This is a genomic window from Burkholderia alba, from assembly GCF_034721475.1.
Lineage (GTDB): Bacteria > Pseudomonadota > Gammaproteobacteria > Burkholderiales > Burkholderiaceae > Burkholderia > Burkholderia alba.
The window spans coordinates 168,009-190,893 of the sequence record NZ_JAWJWL010000014.1; the positions used below are offsets into that span (position 1 = coordinate 168,009).

General features: G+C 70.1%; 19 protein-coding genes. 6 read left to right on the plus strand and 13 right to left on the minus strand.

Annotated features, from left to right (window positions below):
* Positions 1 to 47: 47 nt before the first annotated feature.
* Positions 48 to 992 carry a tryptophan 2,3-dioxygenase gene (gene kynA / locus RZR99_RS17850; protein WP_323121083.1) on the plus strand — a complete coding sequence of 315 codons (945 nt, stop codon included), beginning with the start codon at positions 48 to 50 and terminating at the stop codon, positions 990 to 992.
* A gap of 28 nt (positions 993 to 1,020) precedes the next feature.
* Here kynA and RZR99_RS17855 read toward each other — a convergent pair whose 3' ends face one another.
* The 4 genes from RZR99_RS17855 to mdlC all read right to left on the minus strand — a co-directional run bounded on the left by RZR99_RS17855 (position 1,021) and on the right by mdlC (position 6,783).
* Positions 1,021 to 2,415: an MFS transporter gene (locus RZR99_RS17855; RefSeq protein WP_323121084.1), complete on the minus strand. Its 1,395-nt coding sequence runs from the start codon at positions 2,413 to 2,415 to the stop codon at positions 1,021 to 1,023.
* 326 nt (positions 2,416 to 2,741) lie between these two features.
* Positions 2,742 to 3,668 (minus strand): ketopantoate reductase family protein, encoded by a 927-nt coding sequence (locus RZR99_RS17860; RefSeq protein WP_323121085.1) that lies wholly within the window; start codon positions 3,666 to 3,668, stop codon positions 2,742 to 2,744.
* Between the two features lie 9 nt (positions 3,669 to 3,677).
* Positions 3,678 to 5,129 (minus strand): aldehyde dehydrogenase, encoded by a 1,452-nt coding sequence (locus tag RZR99_RS17865; protein ID WP_323121086.1) that lies wholly within the window; start codon positions 5,127 to 5,129, stop codon positions 3,678 to 3,680.
* Between the two features lie 40 nt (positions 5,130 to 5,169).
* Positions 5,170 to 6,783, minus strand: coding sequence for a benzoylformate decarboxylase (gene mdlC / locus RZR99_RS17870; RefSeq protein ID WP_323121087.1), 1,614 nt, complete (start codon positions 6,781 to 6,783; stop codon positions 5,170 to 5,172).
* 103 nt (positions 6,784 to 6,886) lie between these two features.
* Between mdlC and RZR99_RS17875 the strand changes: the two genes are divergently transcribed.
* The 4 genes from RZR99_RS17875 to RZR99_RS17890 all read left to right on the plus strand — a co-directional run bounded on the left by RZR99_RS17875 (position 6,887) and on the right by RZR99_RS17890 (position 11,936).
* Complete coding sequence (locus RZR99_RS17875) at positions 6,887 to 7,798, plus strand: LysR substrate-binding domain-containing protein (RefSeq protein WP_323121088.1); 912 nt, start codon at positions 6,887 to 6,889, stop codon at positions 7,796 to 7,798.
* A gap of 151 nt (positions 7,799 to 7,949) precedes the next feature.
* Positions 7,950 to 9,341 (plus strand): D-arabinitol 4-dehydrogenase, encoded by a 1,392-nt coding sequence (gene dalD, locus RZR99_RS17880; RefSeq protein ID WP_323121089.1) that lies wholly within the window; start codon positions 7,950 to 7,952, stop codon positions 9,339 to 9,341.
* Positions 9,342 to 9,437: 96 nt separating this feature from the next.
* Positions 9,438 to 10,919, plus strand: a complete 1,482-nt coding sequence (gene xylB / locus RZR99_RS17885) for a xylulokinase (RefSeq protein ID WP_323121090.1) — start codon at positions 9,438 to 9,440, stop codon at positions 10,917 to 10,919.
* A gap of 69 nt (positions 10,920 to 10,988) precedes the next feature.
* A complete protein-coding gene (locus RZR99_RS17890) occupies positions 10,989 to 11,936 on the plus strand; it encodes a sugar-binding transcriptional regulator (protein ID WP_323121091.1) in 948 nt (315 codons plus the stop codon).
* Positions 11,937 to 12,251: 315 nt separating this feature from the next.
* Here RZR99_RS17890 and RZR99_RS17895 read toward each other — a convergent pair whose 3' ends face one another.
* Entirely contained in the window at positions 12,252 to 13,490 is a 1,239-nt protein-coding gene (locus RZR99_RS17895; RefSeq protein WP_323121092.1) for an MFS transporter, read from the minus strand.
* 115 nt (positions 13,491 to 13,605) lie between these two features.
* Between RZR99_RS17895 and RZR99_RS17900 the strand changes: the two genes are divergently transcribed.
* On the plus strand, positions 13,606 to 14,490 hold the full coding sequence (locus RZR99_RS17900) for a LysR family transcriptional regulator (RefSeq protein WP_323121093.1): 885 nt from the start codon (positions 13,606 to 13,608) through the stop codon (positions 14,488 to 14,490).
* A 20-nt stretch (positions 14,491 to 14,510) separates the two neighbouring features.
* Here RZR99_RS17900 and RZR99_RS17905 read toward each other — a convergent pair whose 3' ends face one another.
* The 8 genes from RZR99_RS17905 to RZR99_RS17940 form a co-directional block, all read right to left on the minus strand.
* Positions 14,511 to 15,623 (minus strand): ABC transporter ATP-binding protein, encoded by a 1,113-nt coding sequence (locus tag RZR99_RS17905; RefSeq protein WP_323121094.1) that lies wholly within the window; start codon positions 15,621 to 15,623, stop codon positions 14,511 to 14,513.
* 65 nt (positions 15,624 to 15,688) lie between these two features.
* A complete protein-coding gene (locus RZR99_RS17910) occupies positions 15,689 to 16,384 on the minus strand; it encodes an HAD family hydrolase (RefSeq protein ID WP_323121095.1) in 696 nt (231 codons plus the stop codon).
* Positions 16,381 to 17,238 carry a carbohydrate ABC transporter permease gene (locus RZR99_RS17915; protein WP_323121096.1) on the minus strand — a complete coding sequence of 286 codons (858 nt, stop codon included), beginning with the start codon at positions 17,236 to 17,238 and terminating at the stop codon, positions 16,381 to 16,383. Before RZR99_RS17915 ends, RZR99_RS17910 begins: the two co-directional genes overlap by 4 nt.
* Positions 17,235 to 18,176, minus strand: a complete 942-nt coding sequence (locus tag RZR99_RS17920) for a carbohydrate ABC transporter permease (RefSeq protein WP_323121097.1) — start codon at positions 18,174 to 18,176, stop codon at positions 17,235 to 17,237. The genes RZR99_RS17915 and RZR99_RS17920 overlap by 4 nt, the downstream gene beginning before the upstream one ends.
* Positions 18,177 to 18,282: 106 nt before the next feature.
* Positions 18,283 to 19,611 (minus strand): ABC transporter substrate-binding protein, encoded by a 1,329-nt coding sequence (locus RZR99_RS17925; RefSeq protein WP_323121098.1) that lies wholly within the window; start codon positions 19,609 to 19,611, stop codon positions 18,283 to 18,285.
* A 48-nt stretch (positions 19,612 to 19,659) separates the two neighbouring features.
* Positions 19,660 to 21,012 carry a D-tagatose-bisphosphate aldolase, class II, non-catalytic subunit gene (locus tag RZR99_RS17930; protein ID WP_323121099.1) on the minus strand — a complete coding sequence of 451 codons (1,353 nt, stop codon included), beginning with the start codon at positions 21,010 to 21,012 and terminating at the stop codon, positions 19,660 to 19,662.
* Positions 21,000 to 21,956: a sugar kinase gene (locus tag RZR99_RS17935; RefSeq protein WP_323121100.1), complete on the minus strand. Its 957-nt coding sequence runs from the start codon at positions 21,954 to 21,956 to the stop codon at positions 21,000 to 21,002. The genes RZR99_RS17930 and RZR99_RS17935 overlap by 13 nt, the downstream gene beginning before the upstream one ends.
* Before the next feature lie 4 nt (positions 21,957 to 21,960).
* A complete protein-coding gene (locus RZR99_RS17940; protein WP_323121101.1) occupies positions 21,961 to 22,737 on the minus strand; it encodes an L-iditol 2-dehydrogenase in 777 nt (258 codons plus the stop codon).
* Positions 22,738 to 22,885 lie beyond the last annotated feature (148 nt).

Sequence of the window (22,885 nt, forward strand, 5' to 3'; positions counted from 1 at the left end):
CGGCGCCTCGCCCCCGCCCCCGCCCCGTTCAATCGTTGGAGACTTCCGTGAATTCTGGCCATATGCAGCCGCCCGGCAACGACGCACCGTCCGGCTGCCCCTTTTCCGGCGCGCATCCGCCGTCATCCGAAGCGCCGCACGTGCCCGCCGGCGACGGCCGGACCGATGCCGAAGGCGGCTGGCACCGCGCGCAGCTCGATTTCTCCGCGTCGATGAGCTACGGCGACTATCTGTCGCTGACCGCAATCCTCGACGCGCAGCATCCGCGCTCGCCCGATCACAACGAGATGCTGTTCATCATCCAGCACCAGACCAGCGAGCTGTGGATGAAGCTCGCGCTGTTCGAACTGCACGCGGCGCTCGCATCGATCCATCGCGACGCGTTGCCGCCCGCGTTCAAGATGCTCGCGCGCGTGTCGCGCATCCTCGAACAGCTGGTCCAGGCGTGGAACGTGCTCGCGACGATGACGCCGTCCGAGTACTCGGCGATGCGGCCCTACCTGGGCGCGTCGTCGGGGTTCCAGTCGTATCAGTACCGGCAGCTCGAATTCCTGCTGGGCAACAAGAATCCGCAGATGCTGCGCCCGCACGCGCACCGGCCCGAGATCCTCGCGCAGGTGCAGGCGACGCTCGAAGCGCCGTCGCTGTACGACGAGGTGATCCGCCTGCTCGCGCGGCGCGGCTTTCCGATCGACGCCGCGCGGCTCGAGCGCGACTGGACCCGGCCGACCGAGCACGACGCGTCGGTCGAGGCCGCGTGGCTCGCGGTCTACCGCGATCCGGACGCGCATTGGGAGCTGTATGAAATGGCCGAGGAACTGGTCGACCTCGAAGATGCGTTCCGTCAATGGCGCTTCCGCCACGTGACGACGGTCGAGCGGATCATCGGCTTCAAGCAGGGCACGGGCGGCACGAGCGGCGCGCCGTATCTGCGCAAGATGCTCGACGTGGTGCTGTTCCCCGAGCTGTGGCACGTGCGGACCGCGCTGTAGTTCGCGCGACCCGCACGTACCGACGGCATCAGGACGACGAACGCGCGAGCGCGTCGTCCGCGACAGCGTCGCCGTCGCGGCGCAAGCGCGGGATGTGCTTGCGCACCACCAGCAGCGCGACGCACACGGCGCACATCGCCGCCGCCAGCATCGTCAGGTAGGCGGCCGCTCCGCCCGCCGTGATCACGATCGCGCCCGCGAACGCGCTCAGGATCGCGCCGAGCCGGCCGAACGCGAGCGCGCTCGCCGTGCCGGTCGCCCGCACCGAGGTCGGGTAGATGTACGCGCACAACGCGTACATGGTCGACTGCACCGCATTGACGAACAGGCCGTGCGCGCCGAGACCGACGATCAGCCAGCTCGTGTGGCTGCCCGCGTCGACGCTCAGCAGCCACGCCGCGCTCGCCGCCCCGCCGACGCAACAGATCGCGAGCGGCCAGCGCGAACCGAAGCGGCCGATCGCGAATGCGCAGCCGAGCGCACCGATCACGCCGCCCAGGTTGTAGGCGGTCAGCCCGGCCCCGGCAACCGCGACGCTCAGACCCGATGCGCTCAGCATCGTCGGCAGCCAGCTGAACGCGCTGTAGACCGCCAGCAGACACATGAAGAACGCGCACCACAAAGCAAACGTGTCGCGCGCGCGACCGGCCGCGAACAGCGACCGGAACCCGCCCGATGCGCCGGTCGCCCTCGCCTCGCCGAGATCGGTGAAGGCGGTGCCGGCCGCCACCGGACGCTGCATCCGCGTCAGCAGACGGCCCAGCTCGGGCCAGCGCGCGGGACGCCGCACCAGGTAGCGCGGCGACTCCGGCAGCGCATAGGCGAGCAGCACGCCCAGCACGAGCGGCAACGCGCCGCCGATGAAGAACAGTCCGCGCCAGCCGTAGGCGGGCAGGATCTCATGCGCGAACAACCCCGCGAGCATGCCGCCGAGCGGCACACAGACGATGGTCGCGGTCACCATCACGGTGCGGCGCCGCGCGGGCGTGAATTCCGCCGTCATCGTGGTGGCGGTCGGCAGCGCGCCGCCGATGCCGAGTCCCGCCACGAAACGCAGCGCGGCAATCGTCGCCACGTCGGGCGCGAAACCGATCGCGCAGGTGGCCGCGCCGAACAGGAACACGCTGCCGATGATGGCCCAGCGGCGCCCGAAGCGGTCGGCGAACAGCCCGGCGCACGCGCTGCCGATACCCATGCCGATCAGTCCCGCCGCGACCGCGGGCGCGAACGCGCCGCGCGTGATGCCCCATTCCTTGATCAGCACCGGAATCGCGAAGCCGATCAGTTGGCTGTCGAACCCGTCCAGCACGATCGACAGCGCCGCGAGCAGCACGACCCAGCGCTGCATCGCGGTAAACGGGCCATGATCGAGCGTCGCGCCGATGTCGACGGCGAGCGGCGGCTGTCCGGGGTGCGCGCTCATGCTGACCTCCGCGCGCAATTAATATGGGGTGCGAATGAATGAGCCGAAACTCGAGCCGGGCCGGCGTGGTTGTTCATGCTGTCTCCTGATCGTTCTGGATCCGCGCGCTGTGCTGAACCGCCAGCCGATTTCTGATGAACCGTTGCTGCCGTCGCGGCCGAGGCCGCCGCGCTCGCGCGTCGCGAGCGGGGTCCGCGTCCCTGGCGGGCGACGCGGACCGGTACTGCCCGGTGCCGCCCCGCTCCGCGGCCGCACCCTGAATTTCCGGATAGTAAAACTAATTTCGATTAGTTAAATCGCCACAAACCCTAGTTCGCCGCCGGCCGTCACGCCGCCCGCGCATCGATGATGCGCACCAGCCGCATCAGCGTTTCCGTATGCGGGACCGCGATGCCCGCATCGCGCGCCGCCGCGACGACCGCGCCGTTGATCGCATCGATTTCGGTGCGCCGCCCGGCCAGCACGTCCTGCAACATCGACGGCCGGTGGCCGCGATGCTCGGCGATCGCATGCAGCACGCTGGCGCGCACCTTGCCCTCGTCGACCGCGATGCCCTGCGCACGCGCCACCGCCGCGGTCTCGGCGACGATCGCGAGCGCCAGCCGAGGGCCGTCTTCGCGCGCGCCCAACTGGTCGACCGTGCAGCCGGTCACGGTGCACAGCGGATTGAGCGCGGCATTGAACGCGACCTTCTCCCAGATCGCCGCCCATACGTCCGGATCCGCCGCGCAGTTCAGTCCCGCGCCGGTCAGCGCGGCGCAGGCGGAGCGTACCGCCGGCCGCATGACGCCGTCCGCGCTCATCAGCCGGATCGCGCCGGCGCCGTGCGAGTGCACGTGCGCCGGACCCGCGAGATCGGCCGGCCACGTCGTCACGCCGACCAGGATCCGCTCGGCCGGCACGCATTCCCGAATCGCCTCGACGTTGCCGAGCCCGTTCTGCAGCGTAAGCACGGCCGGGTTGTTCGCCAGCAGCGCACGTACGCCGTCGAGCGCCGGGCGGGTATGGAGCGACTTCGTGAACACCAGCAGCAAGTCGGGCGGCGCGCCGCCCGCCGCTTCGTCGGGGCGCACCGCGCGCAGGCCGCTCACGCGCCGGTCGCCCGCATCCGTATCGAGCCGCAGCCCATCGCGACGGATCGCGTCGAGATGGGCATCGTTGACGTCGATCAGCGTCACGTCGTGGCCGTGTTCGGCGAGCAGCCCGCCGAACAGCGAGCCCATCGCGCCCGCGCCCAGAATCGCAATCTTCATCGGTTCGCCTCAGAACGGGTAATGACGCGGCGACGTCTGCACCGTGATCCAGCGCAGGTCGGTGAACTCGGCAATGCCCGCCTTGCCGCCGAAATGGCCGAAGCCGCTGTCCTTCATCCCGCCGAACGGCATCTGCGCCTCGTCGTGCACGGTCGGCCCGTTGATGTGGCAGATCCCCGCCTCGATGCGCGCCGCGACCCGCATCGCGCGCGCCACATCGCGGCTGAACACCGCCGACGACAACCCGAACGCGTTGTCGTTCGCGCACGCGATCGCGGCATCCTCGCCGTCGACGCGCACGATGCCCTTCACCGGGCCGAACGATTCTTCCTGGTAGATCCGCATCGCGGGCGTCACATGATCGAGCAGCGTCGCGGGCATCAGCGTGGTGTCGGCCTTGCCGCCGCACAGCAGCACCGCGCCGTGCGCGAGCGCGTCGTCGATCAGCGCATTGCAGCGCTCGACCGTGCTCCGGTCGACCACCGAGCCGAGCACGACCGGCCCGTCGCGCGGATCGCCGAGCGGCAGCGACGCGGCCTTGTCGGCCAGCTTCGCGACGAAGGAATCGGCGACGCGCGCATCGACGACGATGCGTTCGGTCGACATGCAGATCTGCCCGGAATTCGCGAACGCGCCGAACGCGGCGGCGGCCACCGCCGCATCGAGATCGGCGTCGTCGAGCACGACGAGGGGCGCCTTGCCGCCCAGTTCGAGTACCGCGGGCTTGAGGTGCCGCGCGCAGCTTTCCGCGATGATCCGGCCGACCCGCGTCGAGCCGGTGAAGTTCACGCGGCGCACCGCCGGATGCGCGATCATCGCGTCGACGATCGCGCCGGCATCGTCCGGCGCGTTGGTGACGAAGTTGACGACGCCGGGCGGCAGGCCCGCTTCCTGCATCGCGTCGACGATCAGCCCGTGGGTCGCCGGGCACAGCTCGGAGCCTTTCAACACGACCGTGTTGCCACACGCGAGCGGTAGCGCGATCGCGCGCACGCCGAGGATCACGGGCGCATTCCACGGCGCGATGCCGAGCACCACGCCGGCCGGCTGGCGCACGCCCATCGCGAGCGAGCCCGGTACGTCGGACGGAATCAGTTCGCCGCCGATCTGCGTGGTCAGCGCGGCCGCTTCGATCAGGCCGTTGGCGGCCAGTTGTACGTTGAAGCCGGCCCACAGCGCCGACGCACCCGTCTCGGCCGCCATCGCCGCAACGAAGCGCTCGCGTTTCGCCTCGAGCGCCTGCGCGGCCTTCAGCAGCCACGCGCGCCGCGCGCTCGGGCCGAGCGCCGCCCACGCGCCGAACGCGGCGGCGGCCGCATCGACCGCCGCGCGCGCATCGTCGGGCGTCGCGGCGGGCGCGCGCGTGGCGACTTCGCCGTCGAGCGGGTTGCGCCGTTCGAAGGTCGCGCCGTTGCCGGCGAAGCGGCGTTCGCCGCCGATCAGCATCGAGAGGGTGTCCATCCGGGTGTCTCCTGATTCGATAAGGGAAAGCGCCGCGTCGTCACGCGATCTCGACCTCGACGACGACCGGCGTCGGCGCGTGCAGCGCCTCCTCCAGCGCGGCGCGCAGCCGGCTCGCGTCGGCCACGCGCACGCCCCGGCAACCCATCCCCTCGGCCAGCGCGATGAAATCGAGGTTCGGCAGATCGGTGCCCTGCACCGGATCGCTCGCGGCGAAGCCGAACACCGGCGCGAAATCCTGCAGCGCCGCGTAACGGACGTTGTTGAGGATCACGAACGTGATCGGCAGTTTCAGATGCGCGGCGCTCCACAGCGCCTGGATCGAATACAGGCTCGAGCCGTCGCCGATCAGGCCGATCACGCGCCGCCCGGGCCGCGCGAGCGCGACGCCGACCGCGGCCGGCATGCCGTAGCCGAGGCCGCCGCTGTCCATCGTGTAGAACGTGCCGCTTTGCGTGAACGGCAGATGCCGCTGCATCACCGACCGCGCGCTCGGTGCTTCCTCGACGACGATGTCGGCCGCCTCGCGCACGTCGGCGAGCGTCTGCAGCGCATAGGCGACGGGCATCCGTTCGCCCGGCGCGCCCGGCCCCACACGCTCGCGCGGCGGGCGCGGCGCGGGCAGCGGCCGTTCGACGGGCGCCGCCCGCGCGAGCAGGTCGCGCGCGGCGAGCCGGAGGTTGCCGACCACCGCGTCGCCGACCGGCGTCCACGCGGCGACGGCCGGATCGTCGACCAACTGATAGAGCGTCGCGCCGGCCGGCACGTGCGGACCGAAGCCTTCGATGTGATAGGTGAACGCGGGCGCGCCGAACGCGACGATCAGGTCGTGTCCCGCGAGCTGCGCGACGATCTTCTCGCGAATCGCGGGCAGGAAGCCGGCGAACAGCGGATGATCCTCGGGAAAGCTGCAGCGCCCCGACATCGGCGCGACATAGACCTGCGCGCGATGCCGCTCGGCGAGCCGCACCGCCTCGTCCCACGCGCCGGCGCGCTCGACCGCCGCGCCGATCACGAACGCGGGCCGCGCGCTCGCATCGAGCGCATCGCCGAGCTTGCCGAGCGCCTCCGGATCGGGCCGCACCGCGCGGCTCACCGCCCGCGCGGGCACCCGCTCGGCGGGCTGATCCCAGTCGTCGACCGGCACCGATACGAACACCGGGCCACGCGGCTCCTGCATCGCGATGTGGTACGCCCGCGCGATCGCGGCGGGCACGTCCTGCGCGCGCGCAGGCTCGATGCTCCATTTGACGTAGGGCTTGGGCAGCTCGGTGGCCTGCGCGGACGCGAGGAACGGATCGAACGGCAGGATCGCGCGCGCCTGCTGGCCCGCTGTGATGATCATCGGCGTCTTGTTCTTGAACGCCGTGAAGATATTGCCCATCGCGTTGCCGACGCCCGCCGCCGAATGCAGGTTGACGACGGCCGCGTTGCGAGTGGCCTGCGCATAACCGTCGGCCATGCCGACCACCACCGCCTCCTGCAGACCCAGCACATACTGAAATTCGGCGGGGAAATCGCGGAACATCGGCAGCTCGGTGGAGCCGGGATTGCCGAACACCTTGTCGATGCCGAACTGGCGCAGCAGATCGATCACGGCGTCGCGCACCGTGAAGCTTGCGCCGGGAGCGGCGAGGGGGGCGAGGTCCGTCATGCGGTGCGTCTCCTGCTTCGTTCGTGTCATTGATTTCCACAGTATCCGAGCGCGAAGCATTGTCCGATACTGTATTTTCTGCAAAAAGCCATTACGTCCCGGCATGACTTTCGATCTGCGCCAGTTGCGGGCCTTCACCACGATCGTTTCCAGCGGCAGCCTCGGGCGCGCCGCCGAGACGCTGCACGTCACGCAGCCCGCGTTGAGCCGCATCCTCAAGCGGCTCGAGGATCAGGTCGGCGCGCCGTTGTTCGAACGCCATTCGAAGGGCATGCAGCTCACCGCGCTCGGCGCGGCGCTGCTGCCGCACGCGACGCTGCTGCAGCACGAAGCCGAGCATGCGCGCGAGGAAATCGACGCGCTGCGCGGGCTCGCGAAAGGCACGATCAAGGTCGGCGCGGTCGGCAGCATCGCGAGCCTGGTGTTGCCGATCGCGATCGGTCGCGTGCTCGACCGCTGGCCGAACCTGCGCGTCGAGATCACCGAAGGCGTGTGGGACCGGCTCGCCGAGTCGCTCTTCAAGCACGAGATCGATCTCGCGCTCAGCACCCGCGTGCCGGACACGGAAGACGTGGTGGCGGTACCCGAGTGCCGCTGGGAGGACCACAGCCATGTGGTCGCCGCGCTCGATCACCCGCTGCGCCGCGACGGCGCCGCGCTCGACCTCGCCGACACGCGCGCCGCCCGCTGGGCGATCCCGCCGCGCGGCACCGCGCCGTACGAGCATCTGCGCGCGACCTTCGACGCGCAGGGCCTCGACCTGCCGAACATCGTCGTCGAAACCCGTTCGGTGACGTCGCTGAAAAGCCTCGTCGCGCACGCAGGCTTCCTGAGCTGGATGGCCGAGCCGATGTATCGCGCCGAACGCCGCGCCGGCGCGATCGACACGCTGCCGGTGCGCGGCGTGCACGCGACCCGCACGCTCACCGCGTTCCGCCGCCGCCACGGCATCCTGCCCGGCCCGGCCGCGAAACTGCTCGAACAGCTGGTGCTGCTGACCCGCGAGCCGTTCTGACACCGCTGCGCGCGCCTCGCGCCCGATGGCGCAGCGCACCATCGAAACCCGGTTTTCCCGCCTTGACTTTCGACAGCTCGAATACGATCATTCGCTCACATCAAGAGCAAATGATCTTTACGGGCCTCAAGCGGCCGCCAGGAGACACGGGATGAACAGTTCGTCCACCGCCGCGCCGATGATCCTGCATATCGGCGCCGGCTCGTTTCATCGCGCGCATCAGGCGTGGTACCTGCACCGGGTCAACGAGGCCGTGCCGCCCGCCGAGCGCTGGTCGCTCACGGTCGGCAACATCCGCGACGACCTGCGCGCGACGATGGACGCGCTCGCCGACCAGTTCGGGGTCTACACCCTCGAGACGGTCACGCCGCAAGGCGAACGCGCGTACGAGACGATCCGCTCGATCACGCAGGTGCTGCCGTGGTCGAGCGACCTCGCGGCGCTGATCGACGCGGGCGCGCAGCCGATCTGCAGGATCGTGTCGTTCACCGTGACGGAGGGCGGCTACTACCTCGACGAGCACAACCGGCTCGATCTCGCGAATCCCGATCTCGCCGCCGACCTGCAGGGCGCCCGCACGACGATCTACGGCGCGCTCGCCGCGCTGCTCGACGCGCGCCGCGCGCGCCGGGCCGGACCGGTCACGCTGCAGAGCTGCGACAACCTGCGCAACAACGGCGCGCGGTTTCGCGCGGGCATGCGCGAATTCCTCGAACGGCGCGGCCAGACCGATCTGCTCGCGTGGTTCGACGCGCATACCGCATGCCCGAGCGCGATGGTCGACCGGATCACGCCGCGCCCGACCGACGACGTGCGCGAACGCGTGCTGGCCGCGACCGGCTTCGACGACGCGTGCCCGGTGATGGGCGAGTCGTTCATCCAGTGGGTGATCGAGGACCGCTTCGCGGCGGGCCGCCCCGCGTGGGAGAAAGCCGGCGCCGAGCTGGTCGACGACGTCCATCCGTACGAGGAGGCGAAGATCCGCATCCTGAACGCGACCCACAGCTGCATCGCGTGGGCCGGCACGCTGGCCGGGCTCTCGTACATCCACGAGGGCACCCGCGATCCGGCGATCCGCCGCTTCGCGGCCGACTACGTGACGCACGACGTGATCCCGTGCCTGAGCCCGAGCCCGCTCGACCTGGCCCGCTACCGCGACGTGGTGCTCGACCGCTTCGGCAATCCGTACATCCTCGACACCAACCAGCGCGTCGCGGCCGACGGTTTCTCGAAACTGCCCGGCTTCATCGCCCCGACGCTCGCCGAATGCGTCGCGCGCGGCGTCGAGCCGGTCTCGACGGCGGTACTGCCCGCGCTGTTCCTGCGCTTCCTCGAACGCTGGGCGCAACACACGCTGCCGTATGCGTATCAGGACGGCGTGATGGACCCCGGCGTCGCGCGCGCGATCGTCGCGGCGCCCGATCCGGTCGCGGCGCTCGGCGCGCAGCGCCAGCTATGGGGCTCGCTGGCCGGCACCGCGCCGCTGCTGCAGGCGCTGCGCGCCGGCCTCGCGCGGGTCGACGCGTGGCTCGGGTCGCGCTGAACGGCGCGCGGCGCCGCGCCGTTCGGGCCGCCCTTGGCATCCCACCGGGCGCCCGGCTAAAGTAGCGGCTCCCCTCTGACGGACTGGTCACCGCTCATGTATCTCGGCATCGATCTCGGCACCTCCGAAGTGAAAGTGCTGCTGCTGGCTCCCGACGGCGCCGTCGTCGGCACGGCGGGCTCGCCGTTTTCCGTTTCGCGGCCGCATCCGCGCTGGGCCGAGCAGCATCCCGACGACTGGTGGAACGGCACCGTCGCGGCGCTCGGCGCGCTGCGCGCCCGGCATCCGGCCGCGTTCGCCGCCGTGCACGGCATCGGCCTGTCCGGACAGATGCACGGCGCCGTGCTGCTCGACCGCGCCGACCGCGTGCTGCGTCCGGCGATCCTCTGGAACGACATGCGCAGCGCCGACGAATGCGCGGCGCTCACCGCGCGCGCGCCGGACCTGCATGCGCTGGCGGGCAACCTGGCGATGCCGGGTTTCACCGCGCCCAAGCTGCTGTGGGTCGCACGGCACGAACCGGAGGTATTCGCCGCGACCGCGTGCGTGCTGATGCCGAAGGACTACCTGCGCCTGAAGCTGACCGGCCAGAAGGTGTCCGATCCGTCCGACGCGGCCGGCACGCTGTGGCTCGACGTCGCGCGGCGCGACTGGTCCGGGCCGCTACTCGCCGCCTGCGACATGAACGCCGCGCAGATGCCGCGGATCGTCGAGGGCAACGCACCGTCCGGCACCTTGCGCGCCGATGTCGCGCGCGCGCTCGGGCTCGGCGAGACGGTGGTGGTCGCGGGCGGCGGCGGCGACAACGCCACCAGTGCGCTCGGCATCGGCGCGACCGAACCGGGCGACGGCTTCATCTCGCTCGGCACCTCCGGCGTGCTGAGCGTGGTCGGCGACCGCTTCCTGCCGAACCCGGCCTCGGCCGTGCATGCGTTCTGCCATGCGATTCCGGACCGCTGGCAGCAGATGAGCGTCGTGCTGTCGGCGGCGAGCTGCCTGCGCTGGCTCTGCAAGCTGACGTCGACCGACGAGCCGACGCTGCTCGCGGACATCGCGGCGCTCGATCCGGCCCGGCTCGACGAGGCGCCGTACTTCCTGCCCTACCTGTCCGGCGAGCGCACGCCGCACAACGATCCATACGCGCAGGGCGTGTTCTTCGGCATGACCCACGGCACCGACCGCGCGCTGCTCGGCCACGCGGTGCTCGAGGGCGTCACGCTCGCGCTCGCCGACGGCCTCGACGCGCTGCGCGCGGCGGGCACCGAGGCCGATGCGCTGTCGCTGATCGGCGGCGGCGCGCGCAGCGCATACTGGGCGCAGCTGCTCGCCGACGCGCTCGGCGTGCGCACCCGCCAACACGGCGGCGGCGAGACCGGCGCGGCGCTCGGCGCGGCCCGGCTCGGCTGGCTGGCGGTGGGCGGCGATCCCGCGCAGGTGCTGACGAAGCCGCCGCTGCGCGCCGAGTACGCGCCCGACCCGGGCCGGCATGCGGCGCTGCGCGAGCGCCTCGCCGGATTCCGCACGCTGTACCGGCACGTGCGCCCGCTGTTCGAGCCGACGCGCGCGCGGCTCGCCTGACACATCGATCAGGTACAGTGTGCGCGTCACCTCCCGTTCACCGACCCGCCAGACGTTCCTTTCGCTACCGTGCCCAAGTCCTCAGAAAAACTCGATCTCGCCACGCGCGCCGCGTGGCTCTACTACGTCGCGGGCGACACCCAGAACGAAATCGCCGAAAAGCTGCAGGTATCGCGCCCGGTCGCGCAGCGCCTGGTCGCGTTCGCGGTCGAGAAGAACCTGATCCGCGTGCGCGTCGATCACCGGATCGCCGACTGCCTCGATCTCGCCGCGCAGCTGTCGAAGCGCTACGGCCTCGCGATGTGCGAAGTCGTGCCGATCGACAGCGACACGCCCGACGCGATCGACCGCAAGCTCGCGGTCGCGGGCGCGCAGGTGATGGAGCGCTATCTGAACGAAACGCGGCCGATGGTGGTGGCGGTCAGCAGCGGCCGGACCCTGAAGGCCGCGGTCGCGCAGATCGCGCAGCTCGAGCGGCCGCAGCACCGGCTGGTGTCGATGGTCGGGGCGATCGCGCAGGACGGCTCGTCGAACCGCTACGACGTCGCGCAGCACATCTCCGAGAAGACGGGCGGCAAGCACTTCCTGCTGCCCGCCCCGCTGTTCGCCGACAGCGATGCCGAGCGCGCGCAGTGGTGCAATCACCGGCTCTACCGGATCGTCGAGGCGCTGTCGGGCAATGCGGACGTCGCGTTCATCGGGCTCGGCAACATCGGCGCGCACTGCCCGCTGTATGAAGACGGCTTCATCACCGCCGACGAGCTGAAGGAAATGATCGACCTCGGCGCGGTGGCCGAGATGCTCGGGCTGCCGATCGACGCGCAAGGGCGCCGGATCGAGGCATCGACGAGCCGGCGCGTGACGAGCGTATCGCTCGACGCGCCGCCGCAACGGCCGACCATCGGCTTCGCGGGCGGCCCGCGCAAGCGGGCGGCGGTGCTCGCCGCGCTGCGCGGCGGCTGGCTGTCGGGCCTCGTCACCGACGAGAGCTGCGCGCGCGCCGCACTCGCCGACTAGCCGCGAAGCGCGGCCCCGCCGCGTCCTTCGCGACCGTCGGCGCGCGCCGCCCGAATCCGAGCCCCGTTCACGCCGATCACCGGCTCGCGCCGGTGCAAACCGCCGGAAGGAGCGGACTCAGGGATTGCGTCGAAGCGCGGCCGATGCATTCGCGGCGGATACGCCGCGACGAACGCTTCGCGCGGCGGGCAGCGCCGTGAAGAAAATCCCGGCATCGGGAAAGCGAGCGTGGCCGGCCGTCCCTCAACGCCCCGTCCGGCGACGCGCGTCGCGCAACCGGCCCATCCTCGCCCAGCCGCCCACCGTCCCGCGCGCTCACGCCGCGCATCCGCCCGGAAAGCCATGCCGACGCGCGCGCCAAGCGCCGAACCACGCCGGCACGAGCAGCACCGCCAGCACCCACGGCATCGCCCTCGCGCCGTAGCCGTCGAGCAGCACGCCGCCCGCGATCCCGCCTCCGGCGATCGCGAGATTCCATACCGTCACGATCATCGATTGCGCGACATCGGCCGCGTCGCCCGCCGCGTTCGCGGATGCGGTCTGGAACAGCGTCGGCGCGCCGCCGAACGCCAGCCCCCAGACCGCCACGCTCGCATAGATCACCGCGGGCGCCTGACTCCACAGCGCGAGCAGCACCGACGCCAGCCCGAACAGCGCGATGCTCGCGAGCGTGAGCCGCCGCAGCCCGGTGCCGATCCACACGCCGGTGATGCCGATCCCGGCGAACGACATCGCGCCGAACACGAACAGCACCGTGTCGACCTGCGCGCCCATCCGCGCGCCGGCGAGAAACGGCGCGATATAGGTGTAGAGCATGTTGTGCGCGAGCACGTAGGCGAACATCACGGTCAATACCGGCAACACGCCGGGCAGCGCGAGCACGCCCGTCACCGGGCGCCGCGCGCCGGCGGGCTGCCCGGAGAAATCCGGCAGGCACGCACGGACCCAGCCGATCAGCGCGAGCGTCAGCAGCGTGATCGCCGCGAAGGTGTACCGCCAGCCGAACGCCGCGCCGAATCCGGTGCCGACCGGAATGCCGATCGACATCGCGATCGGCGCGCCCAGCATCGCCACGGCGATCGCCCGGCCGCGCAGGCCCTCGCCCACCATCCGGCTCGCATAGCCCGCGAGCAGTGCCCACAGCAGCCCGGCCGACATGCCCGCGACGAAGCGCGCGGCCAGCGTCAGCGGATAGGACGGCGACCACGCGGTCACCGTGTTGGCGACGACGAAGCCGGCCAGGGCCGCCAGCAGCAGCGGCCGGCGCCGCATCCCGCGCGTGGCGGCGACGAGCGGGATCGCGGCGAGAATCGAACCGAGCGCATAAATGGTGACGAGCTGCCCGACCAGCGATTCCGACACACGCAGGTCGCTGCTCATCAGCGGCAGCAGGCCCGCCGGCAGCGCTTCGGTGAGGACGGTGACGAACCCGGCCATCGCGAGCGCGAGCAGGCCGGCGACAGGCAGGCGCTCGGGATGCGCGGGCGCCCCCGATGGTGATGCGGGAAGCTCGCGCCCCTCCCCGATCGATACCGGACACAACGAATCAGCCATGACGTTCCCTCGACAATGGAGCAGAGCGCTCATCTTAGGCAGCCGGCGAATCGGGAAAAACTAGGCTAGAGTTCCGGACACTACGGACCTCGATGTCCGTAATCGGAAACGGGACATGGAAAATCTGAGCGGCTTGATCGTGTTCGTGCAGGTGGCCGAAACCCGCAGCTTCGTCGCGGCCGGGCGGGCGCTCGGCATTTCCGCGTCGGCGGTCGGCAAACGCATCGCGCGCCTCGAGACGCGCTTGCACGCGCGCCTGTTTCACCGCAGCACCCGCAGCATCACCCTGACCGCCGAAGGCGCCTGCTTCCTGGAGCGCTGCCGGCGCGTGCTGAACGAACTCGACGAAGCGGAGCAGGAGCTGTCGACCACGACGCAGGCGCCGCGCGGCCGGCTGCGGGTGAGCCTGCCCGTTACCAGCTGGCTGGTGCTGCCGCTGCTCGCCGACTTCATGGCGGCATATCCGGACATCCAGCTCGACCTCGATTTCAGCGACCGGCTCGTCGACGTGATCGACGAAGGTTTCGATGCCGTCGTGCGCACCGGCGAGCCGACCGACTCGCGCCTGACGTCGCGCCTGCTCGGCACCTTCCGGACGGTGCTGGTCGGCGCGCCCGACTATCTCGCGCGGCACGGCACGCCGCTCACGCCCGCCGATCTCGCGCGGCACGCGTGCCTGCACTACCGCTATCCGAAGGACGGCAAGCTCGAGGTCTGGCCGCTGCGCGCCGCGCCCGGCGAGGCCGCCGTCGACGTTCCCGTGTCGATGGTCTCCAACAACCTCGAGGCGCGCGTGTGCTTCGCGCTGCACGGACGCGGCATCGCGTGCCTGCCCGATTTCTCAGTGCGCGGCGAACTGGCAAGCGGCGCGCTGCGCACCGTGCTCGACGACTACGTCGAAAAACGCACGCCGTTCCACGTGCTGTGGCCGTCGGGCCGGCACGGTTCGCCGAAGCTGCGCGCGTTCGTCGATTTTCTCGCGGCGCGGATGTTCGCCTGAGCGCCCGGGCGCCCGGGCGCTCAGGCCGCCAGCGCGTGCGGATGCTTGCGCGGAAATGCGCGGCCTTCCCCGTTGAACAGATGGCAATGCTCGGGCGCCGCGTGCACGCGCAGCGGCTCGCCCGCGCGATAGGTATCGAGCGGCGGGATCCGCGCGATCAGGCCGTCCGGCGCGAGCGCCGATTCCGCGTACAGGTACGCGGAATCGCCCAGCGACTCGACCGCCATCGTCTTCGCGGTGACGCCGTCCGCACCCGGCTTGCCGACCAGCAGGTGCTCGGGGCGCACGCCGACCGTCACCGCGTCGCCGACGCTCAAGCCCGCCGTGTCGACCGCCACCCGCTGGGTCTCGCCGGTTTCGAAGCGCACCAGCGCCTCGTCCGGCGCCACGGCCTGCGCGACGCCCGTCAGAAAATTCATCTTCGGCGAGCCGATGAAGCCCGCGACGAACTGATTCGCCGGCGCGTGGTACAACGCGTTCGGCGTGCCCACCTGCTGCACGCTGCCGGCGGAGAGCACCACGATCTTGTCGGCCAGCGTCATCGCCTCGACCTGGTCGTGCGTCACGTAGATCATGGTCGTCTTCAGTTCGTCGTGCAGCCGCGCGAACTCGAGCCGCATCTTCACGCGCAGCGCCGCGTCGAGATTCGACAGCGGCTCGTCGAACAGGAACACCTTCGGTTTGCGCGTGATCGCGCGGCCGATCGCGACGCGCTGCCGCTGGCCGCCCGACAGCTGCTTCGGCTTGCGTTCGAGCAGATGATCGATGTGCAGGATCTTCGCCGCCTGGCGCACCGCCTGGTCGATCTCGGGCTTCTTCGCGCCCGCGAGCTTGAGGCCGAACGCCATGTTGTCGTACAGCGTCATGTGCGGATACAGCGCGTACGACTGGAACACCATCGCGATTCCGCGCTTCGCGCTCGGCAGATCGTTGACCTTCGCGCCGTCGATCAGCAGCTCGCCGCCCGAGATGTCCTCGAGCCCGGCGATCATCCGCATCAGCGTGGATTTGCCGCAGCCGCTCGGCCCGACGAACACGACGAACTCGCCGTCCGAGATGTCGAGGTTGACGTCGCGCAGCACTTCGTTGTCTTCGTAACGCTTGCCGATGTTGCGCAGGAGCACGCTTGCCATGATTTGCCTCCGTTCCAGTGGCGCGTCGCGCGGCGGCGGCTGCCGCGCGCGACGCAATCAATCGTTCATTGCGGCTGCACCGCGCCCGTCGCGACCCAATGCGCGACCAGGCCGGGCAGTTGCCGCATATCGTCGAACACGCGTTGCGCGCCGGTGCTGCGCAGCGCGTCGATCTGCGCGGGCGACGCGTGAGCGCCGCCGATGAAGCCGAGCACCGTCATGCCCGCCGCCGCCGCGGCCGTGATGCCCGTCACGCTGTCCTCGACGACCAGGCACTGCGCGGGCGCGACGCCGAGCGTGTGCGCGGCGGCGAGATAGACGTCCGGCGCGGGCTTCGGCCGCTCGACGCTGTCGGCGCAAAACAGCCGCTGGCCGAAAAACCGCTCGAGACCGGTGCGCCGCAGCGCCCGCTCGACGTAGCGCCGGTCGCTGTTGCTCGCGCACGCGGCGCTCAGTTCGATCCGCTCGAGCGCCGCCGCGATGCCGTCGACGGCCGGGGCCTCGACGGCCGCCGCCTCGACGGCGCGGCGAATCGCGTCGACATCGGTATCGGCCAGCGTGCGCCCGGTGCGAGCGCATGCGCCGTCGAGCACGCGTTCGGTGCGCAGGCCGAGCAGCGGCATCACGACGGGCCGCGCGTCGACCCCCGGCCAGCGCGCTTCCAGCTCGCGCACCAGCACGTCGGCCGCCACCGCCTCGCTGTCGATCAGCACGCCGTCGCAATCGCAGATCAGCAGCCGTTCGAGACGGGCGGCGCTCATTTGACCGCTCCGAACGTGAGGCCGCGCACCAACTGCTTCTGCGACAGCCAGCCGACGATCAGGATCGGCGCGACCGCCAGCAGCGACGCGGCGGACAGCTTCGCCCAGAACAGCCCCTCCGGACTGGAGTAGGACGCGATGAACACCGTCAGCGGCGCGGCGTTGGAGCTGGACAGGTTGATGCTCCAGAACGCCTCGTTCCACGACAGGATTACGAGCAGCAGCGCGGTGGACGCGAGCCCCGGCAGCGCCATCGGCATCAGCAGATATACGATCTCCTGCCAGGTCGACGCGCCGTCGATGCGGCCTGCCTCGAGGATGTCGCGCGGGATCTCGTTGAAGTACGTGAAGGTCATCCACACCGCGATCGGCAGGTTGATCAGCGTGTAGACGATCACGAGCCCGGACACGGTATCGAGCAGCCCCGCGTTCTTCCACAGCAGGTAGATCGGCACCAGCACGCCGACCGACGGCATCATCTTGGTCGACAGCATCCACAGCAGCACTTTCTGCGTACGCTTGCTCGGGAAGAACGCCATCGCGTAGGCGGCCGGCACCGCGAGCAGCAGGCAGATCACCGTGACGCCCGCCGAGATCAGCACCGAATTCCACGCGAACGCGAAATAGTTGCTGCGCGCGAACACCTCGCGGAAGCTGTCGAGCGTCGGCACGAACAGCAGCGACGACGAATATGCCTGCTGCTCGGTCTTGAACGCGGTGATCGCCATCCAGAAGATCGGGAAGAACAGCAGCAGCGAGATCAGCCACGCGAGCGTGCCGGGAATGCCGCGCCGCAGCGCGCCGAACACCCCGCCCGCGCCGCGCGGTGACGATGAGATGGTGACGTCGCTCATGCTTCGTACTCCCCTTTCAGATTCTTCGCGAGCATTCTCACGAGGAAGAACGACACGATGTTCGCGAGCACGACCGCGAGGATGCCGCCCGCCGACGCGAGGCCGACGTCGAACTGCTGCAGGCCGAGCGCGTAGATCAGGTACGACAGGTTGGTGGTCGCGTCGCCGGGACCGCCGCCCGTGGTCGTGTAGATCTCCGCGAAGATCGACAGCAGGAAGATCGTCTCCATCATCACGACCACCGCGATCGCGCGCCGCAGGTGCGGCAGCGTGATGTAGAAGAACATCGCGATCGGGCCCGCGCCGTCGATGCGCGCCGCCTCCTTCTGCTCTTGGTCGAGCGACTGGATCGCGGTGAACAGGATCAGGAACGCGAACGGCAGCCACTGCCACGCGACGATCATCACCACCGCCGTCAGCGGATACTGCGCGAACCAGTCGATCGGCTGCATGCCCAGCGCACGCATCCCGGCCGCGACGAGCCCGTACACCGGGTGCAGGATCATATTCTTCCAGATCAGCGCCGACACGGTCGGCATCACGAAGAACGGCGCGATCGCGAGCAGCCGAGCGATGCCCTGCCCGTAGAACTTGCGGTCGAACAGCACCGCCATCAGCACGCCGCCCACGACCGTGATGATCAGCACCGAGCCGATCAGCGCGAGCGTATGCCAGATCGCGGGCAGGAACGACGGATCGGTCGCGAGGAAGCGGTAGTTGTCGAGGCCCGCGAAACCCTTCACGTCGGGATTCAGCAGGTTGTAGCGCGTGAACGAAAACCAGATCGTCATCGCGAGCGGAATCGACATCCACAGCAGCAGCACCGCGACGGACGGCGATACCAGCCAGCGGGCCGGCTTGCCGCGCGACGACGCGGCGGATTGCGGATTGTCGGTCATCGGCACCGAATGGGAGAGTGGGAGACGTAAGTGACGCATGATCGGGACCACCTCTTTGTCATGCGGGGGCGCGCGGCTGCACGCGTCCGCGTTGCCGCCGACACGCGCCCGCCGCGCCGGAACCCGGTGCGGCGGGCGCGCCGGCTCATTTCAGGTAACCGGCCTGGCGCACCGCGCGATCCGCGGCGGCCTGCCCCGCGGCCAGCGCCTGATCGACGCTCGTCTGGCCGGCCACCGCGCCCGCGATCGCCTGCCCCACCACCGTGCCGAACGACTGAAACTCGGGGATGCCGACATACTGCACGCCGGTGTAAGGCACCTTCTTCAGCGACGGATCGTTCGGGTCGGCCGTCTCGATCGCCTTCAGCACGAAATCGGAGAACGGCGCGGCCGCCTTGTACTCGGCCCGCTGGTAGGTGGACTGGCGAGTGCCCGGCGGCACCGATGCCCAGCCCTCATCCTTGCCGACCATCTCGACGTACTGCTTCGAGGTCGCCCATTCGATGAACTTCTTCGCGGCGTCCTGCTGCTTCGACGTCTTCGGAATCGCGAGCGCCCACGCCCACAGCCAGTGCGAGCCCTTCGGCGTGACCGCGACCGGCGCCGCCGCGAAGCCGATCTTGTCGGCCACCTGCGACTGCTGCTTGTTGTACAGCATGCCCGCCGCGACCGTCGCGTCGATCCACATCGCGCACTTGCCCGACGCGGTGAGCGTGAGGTTTTCGTTGAAGCCGTTCGAGCTGGCGCCCGGCGGGCCGTACTTCCTCAGCAGGTTCACGTAGAAGCCGATCGCCTTCTTCCATTCGGGCGTGGTCAGCTGGGCGTTCCATTTCTCGTCGAACCAGCGGCCCCCGAAGGTGTTGACGACGGTCGACACGTAGGCCATGTTCTCGCCCCAGCCCGCCTTGCCGCGCAAGCAGATGCCGTAGGTGCCGTTCGCCTTGTCGGTGAGTTTGTCGGCGAACTCGGCGATCTGGTCGTAGGTCGGCTGATCCGGCATCTTCAGGCCCTTCGCCGCGAACAGATCCTTCCGGTAGAACGTCATCGAGCTTTCGACGTAGAACGGCAACGCGTACAGCTGGCCGTTGTACGACAGGCTGTCGCGCGCGGTCTTCACCACGTCGTTCAGGTCGTAGTCGGCGGGCAGGTTCCCCATCGGCGCGAGCCAGCCGCGCTTACCCCACTGCGGCGTCTCGTAGGTGCCGATCGCCATCACGTCGAACTGGCCGCTGCCCGTCGTGATGTCGGTCGTCGCGCGCTGGCGCAGCACGTTCTCCTCGAGGATCACCCAGTTGAGCTTGATGTCCGGGTTCGCCTTCTCGAACGTCGTCGACAGCTTCTTCAGCTCGATCATGTCCGGGTTGTTGAGAGTCGCGATCGTCAGCGTCGCCGCGTGCGCGGCGAGCGCCGACGACGCCAGGGCGGCGCCCGCGAACAGGCGCGCGATCGCGGCGGTCAGCGTTTTTCGTTGCATGGCATGTCTCCTGTGATTATTGGCTTGTCGTCGGTCAAGGCAGGTACATCAACTGCGCCGCTGCATTCCGCACGCCCGCGCATAGCGCGAGATCACATCGCGGATTCTGTAGCGAACCCAGGCTTCGGGATCGTTCGCCAGCACACCGGAGCGGCGCGCGGCATACACGTCGGGCAGCCACTGCGCGACCAGCGTTTCGGGCGGCGCGCGGCGCGCGAGATTGTCGAACAGCTGCGCGACCGCGGCCGCGACGGCCGGCAGCAGCCAGTAATAGCGGATCCGGTCGCTGTAGCTGAACTGGCGCGCGAGGCGCTGCGCGGTCTCGTCACCCCGATAGTACGGCGCCCAGTGCTCGGGGTGCTCGCGCATCGCCGCGTCGATCACGTGGCGCAGCTGCGAGCGCTCCTGCACGTCGCCGTACAGCGCATCCTCGATATAGCTCAGGGCGAACAGCGCTTCGCGCAAGGCGAACGTGAGGCCGGGCCCGACCTTCAGGATCGCGAAGTGGTCGCGGACCAGCGCGGTCAGCGCGGCTTCCGTCTGGTAGTCGGTCGAATGGGCCTCGAACACGAAACCGGGCGTGGCCAGGATGCTCGCGCCGAGCGCCGCGCCCTTCGCCGGATCGTAGTCGAGCACCCGGCGGTCGTCGAAATCGACCCCCGGCTGCGCGACCACCGCGATCACCCGCGTCCACGCATCCTGCAGGCCGTGCTGCGCGAACGCACGGCGATGCGCGTCAAGCGTCGTCTTCACGCTGTCCGCGCGCGTCACCTCGATGCGCCCGATCGTGTCTCCGCCGTCGTCGTCGCCCGCCTCGCCGCCCGGCGTCGGCACCTCGGTGCCGATCACGTAGACGGGCGCGGCGCCCGTCGCCGCGGCAACCTGCTCCGCCGCCGCGCACAGCCGCGCCGCGCGCTCGGCGATCAGCGCGTCGGTCAGCGGCGCGATGTCGTCCGCGCAGGCCATGCTGGCGTCGAGATGAATCTTGGTGAAACCCGCCGCGACGTACGCGGCCACCATCGCCCGCGCTTCGTGCATCGCATCGCTCGCGCCCAGATGCCGCCACGGGTTCGGGCCGAGATGATCGCCGCCCAGCACCAGCGCCGACAGCGGAAAACCCCGGTCGCGCGCGAGCGCCTCGACGTCGCGGCGGAAATCGGCGGGCGTCATGCCCGTGTAACCGCCGCGATGATTGACTTGATTGCAGGTGGCCTCGATCAGCAGCGGCGATTCGTCGTCGCGCGCGGCCTCCAGCGCCGCATCGAGCACCAGGCGGTGCGCGCTGCAGACCGAGTAGATGCCGCAGCCCAGATGATTGCGGTTCGCCGCGAAGACGTCGTGCAGCAGCCGCGCCGTATCGCCCGCCTGCGTGCGTTCGACGGCCGGGGTCACGCCGTGCATGCGGCACCTCGCTGAGTCATGAATCGTTCGAGTTCGTCCGGACCGCTGTTGCCCTCCATCGGGCCGATGCGGGTAACCGCGAGCGCGCCGGCCGCGTTCGCGCGCCGCAGCGCCGCGTCGATCGGCAGCCCCTGCAGCAGGCTCGCGACCAGCGTGCCGCCGAAGCAGTCGCCCGCGCCGGTCGGATCGACCTCGATCACGCCGTAGCCGGCCGCCGACTGGCTGCCGGTGCGGTCGAACGCGGCGCTGCCGGCCGCGCCGCGCTTGAGCACCACGCGTTCGAGCAGCGGCCGCGTCGCGAGCAGGCTCGCGATCGCCCGCTCGCTCGCCTGCGGCCCGCAGAAGAACGGCAGATCGGCTTCGCTCGGCAGAAACAGGTGGCACGCGTCGAGCATGTCGTTCAGCGCGGCGCGCATGGGCCTGAACGCGAGCATTTCGGGGCGGACGTTCGGATCGAACGAGATCTTCGCTCCGACCCGCGCCGCCTCGATCACCCCGCGCTTGACGGCCGCGATCGCGTTGTCGCTCGTGAGCGACGAGCCCATCACGTGGAAATAGCGGCAGCCCGCGAACATCGACGCATCGACGTCGCTCGCGTCGAGCTGCGCGGACGCGCTGCCTTCGATGCTGTAGACGAACTGGCGGCCGCCGTCCGCGCGATACGCGACGAACGCGAGGCCGGTCGGGCTCGCGACCCGCCGGATCCGGCCCACGTCGACGCCGTGGCCGGCGAGCCGCGCGACGATCGCGTCGCCGAACGCGTCGCGCCCGACGCAGCCCGCATAACCGACCGGGATGCCGAGCCGCGCGGCCTGATCCGCGAAGATCGCCGGCGCGCCGCTCGGAAACGGTCCCGTGAAATCGCCCGGCGCGTCGAAGCCCTGCCCGCGCTTCACCGCGACGAATTCGGCCAGCAACTCCCCTGCGACGACGATCGCGGCCATGGCGTCAGCTCATCCAGTTGCCGCCGTCGACGTTGAGCGTCTGGGCGGTGATGTAGTCGGCGTCGGCCGACGCGAGGAACAGCGCGGCGCCCGTCAGGTCGGCGGGCACGCCCATCCGGCCGAGCGGCACCGCCTCGCCGACGAGGCGCTTCTTCTCGCCGAGCGGCCGGTTCTCGTAGCGGGCGAACAGCGCGTCCACCTGCTCCCACATCGGCGTGTCGACCACGCCCGGCGCGATGCCGTTCACGTTGATCCGGTGCTTCGCGAGCGCGAGCGCGGCCGACTGCGTGTAGCTCAGCACGGCCGCCTTGGTCGCGCAATAGTGCGACACCAGCGCCTCGCCGCGGCGGCCCGCCTGCGATGACATGTTGACGATCTTGCCGCCGCGCCCCTGCTCGACCATCCGCTGCGCGACCGCCTGCATCAGGAAGAAGAGCCCCTTCACGTTGACGGCGAACAACCGGTCGAACACGTCCCACGATTCGTCGAGCAGCGGGCGCATGTCGAACAGCGCGGCATTGTTGAACAGGATGTCGACGCCGCCGAAGCGCTCGGCGGCGGCATCGACGATCCGCGCGATGTCGTCGCGGCGCGTGACGTCGGCGCTGACCGCGATCGCGCGCTCGGGATGGGCTTCGATCAGCTGCGCGAGCGTGCCGGACGCGGGCTTCAGATCGACGAGCACGCAGCGGGCGCCTTCGTCCAGGTAACGCTGCGCCACCGCTTCGCCGATGCCGCTGGCGGCGCCCGTCAGGATCGCGACCTTGTTCTGCAATCTCACTGGCTGTCTCCGATTCGTTATCCGTTGTACTGCGAGCCGTCGGGTGAGCGAACGCCCATCAAACGATCATTTGCTCTGATTGCGATCGAATGATCGGATACGAAGCCGGTGCTGTCAAGGCGGGCAATCCCCCTTTCGATGATGCGCT

Bases quoted from the DNA above. Each gene is read 5' to 3' on its own strand.
- RZR99_RS17855 (WP_323121084.1), bottom strand. From the start codon at position 2,415: ATGAGCGCGCACCCCGGACAGCCGCCGCTCGCCGTCGACATCGGCGCG.
- RZR99_RS17860 (WP_323121085.1), bottom strand. From the start codon at position 3,668: ATGAAGATTGCGATTCTGGGCGCGGGCGCGATGGGCTCGCTGTTCGGC.
- RZR99_RS17865 (WP_323121086.1), bottom strand. From the start codon at position 5,129: ATGGACACCCTCTCGATGCTGATCGGCGGCGAACGCCGCTTCGCCGGC.
- mdlC (WP_323121087.1), bottom strand. From the start codon at position 6,783: ATGACGGACCTCGCCCCCCTCGCCGCTCCCGGCGCAAGCTTCACGGTG.
- RZR99_RS17875 (WP_323121088.1), top strand. From the start codon at position 6,887: ATGACTTTCGATCTGCGCCAGTTGCGGGCCTTCACCACGATCGTTTCC.
- dalD (WP_323121089.1), top strand. From the start codon at position 7,950: ATGAACAGTTCGTCCACCGCCGCGCCGATGATCCTGCATATCGGCGCC.
- xylB (WP_323121090.1), top strand. From the start codon at position 9,438: ATGTATCTCGGCATCGATCTCGGCACCTCCGAAGTGAAAGTGCTGCTG.
- RZR99_RS17895 (WP_323121092.1), bottom strand. From the start codon at position 13,490: ATGGCTGATTCGTTGTGTCCGGTATCGATCGGGGAGGGGCGCGAGCTT.
- RZR99_RS17900 (WP_323121093.1), top strand. From the start codon at position 13,606: ATGGAAAATCTGAGCGGCTTGATCGTGTTCGTGCAGGTGGCCGAAACC.
- RZR99_RS17905 (WP_323121094.1), bottom strand. From the start codon at position 15,623: ATGGCAAGCGTGCTCCTGCGCAACATCGGCAAGCGTTACGAAGACAAC.
- RZR99_RS17910 (WP_323121095.1), bottom strand. From the start codon at position 16,384: ATGAGCGCCGCCCGTCTCGAACGGCTGCTGATCTGCGATTGCGACGGC.
- RZR99_RS17915 (WP_323121096.1), bottom strand. From the start codon at position 17,238: ATGAGCGACGTCACCATCTCATCGTCACCGCGCGGCGCGGGCGGGGTG.
- RZR99_RS17920 (WP_323121097.1), bottom strand. From the start codon at position 18,176: ATGCGTCACTTACGTCTCCCACTCTCCCATTCGGTGCCGATGACCGAC.
- RZR99_RS17925 (WP_323121098.1), bottom strand. From the start codon at position 19,611: ATGCAACGAAAAACGCTGACCGCCGCGATCGCGCGCCTGTTCGCGGGC.
- RZR99_RS17930 (WP_323121099.1), bottom strand. From the start codon at position 21,012: ATGCACGGCGTGACCCCGGCCGTCGAACGCACGCAGGCGGGCGATACG.
- RZR99_RS17935 (WP_323121100.1), bottom strand. From the start codon at position 21,956: ATGGCCGCGATCGTCGTCGCAGGGGAGTTGCTGGCCGAATTCGTCGCG.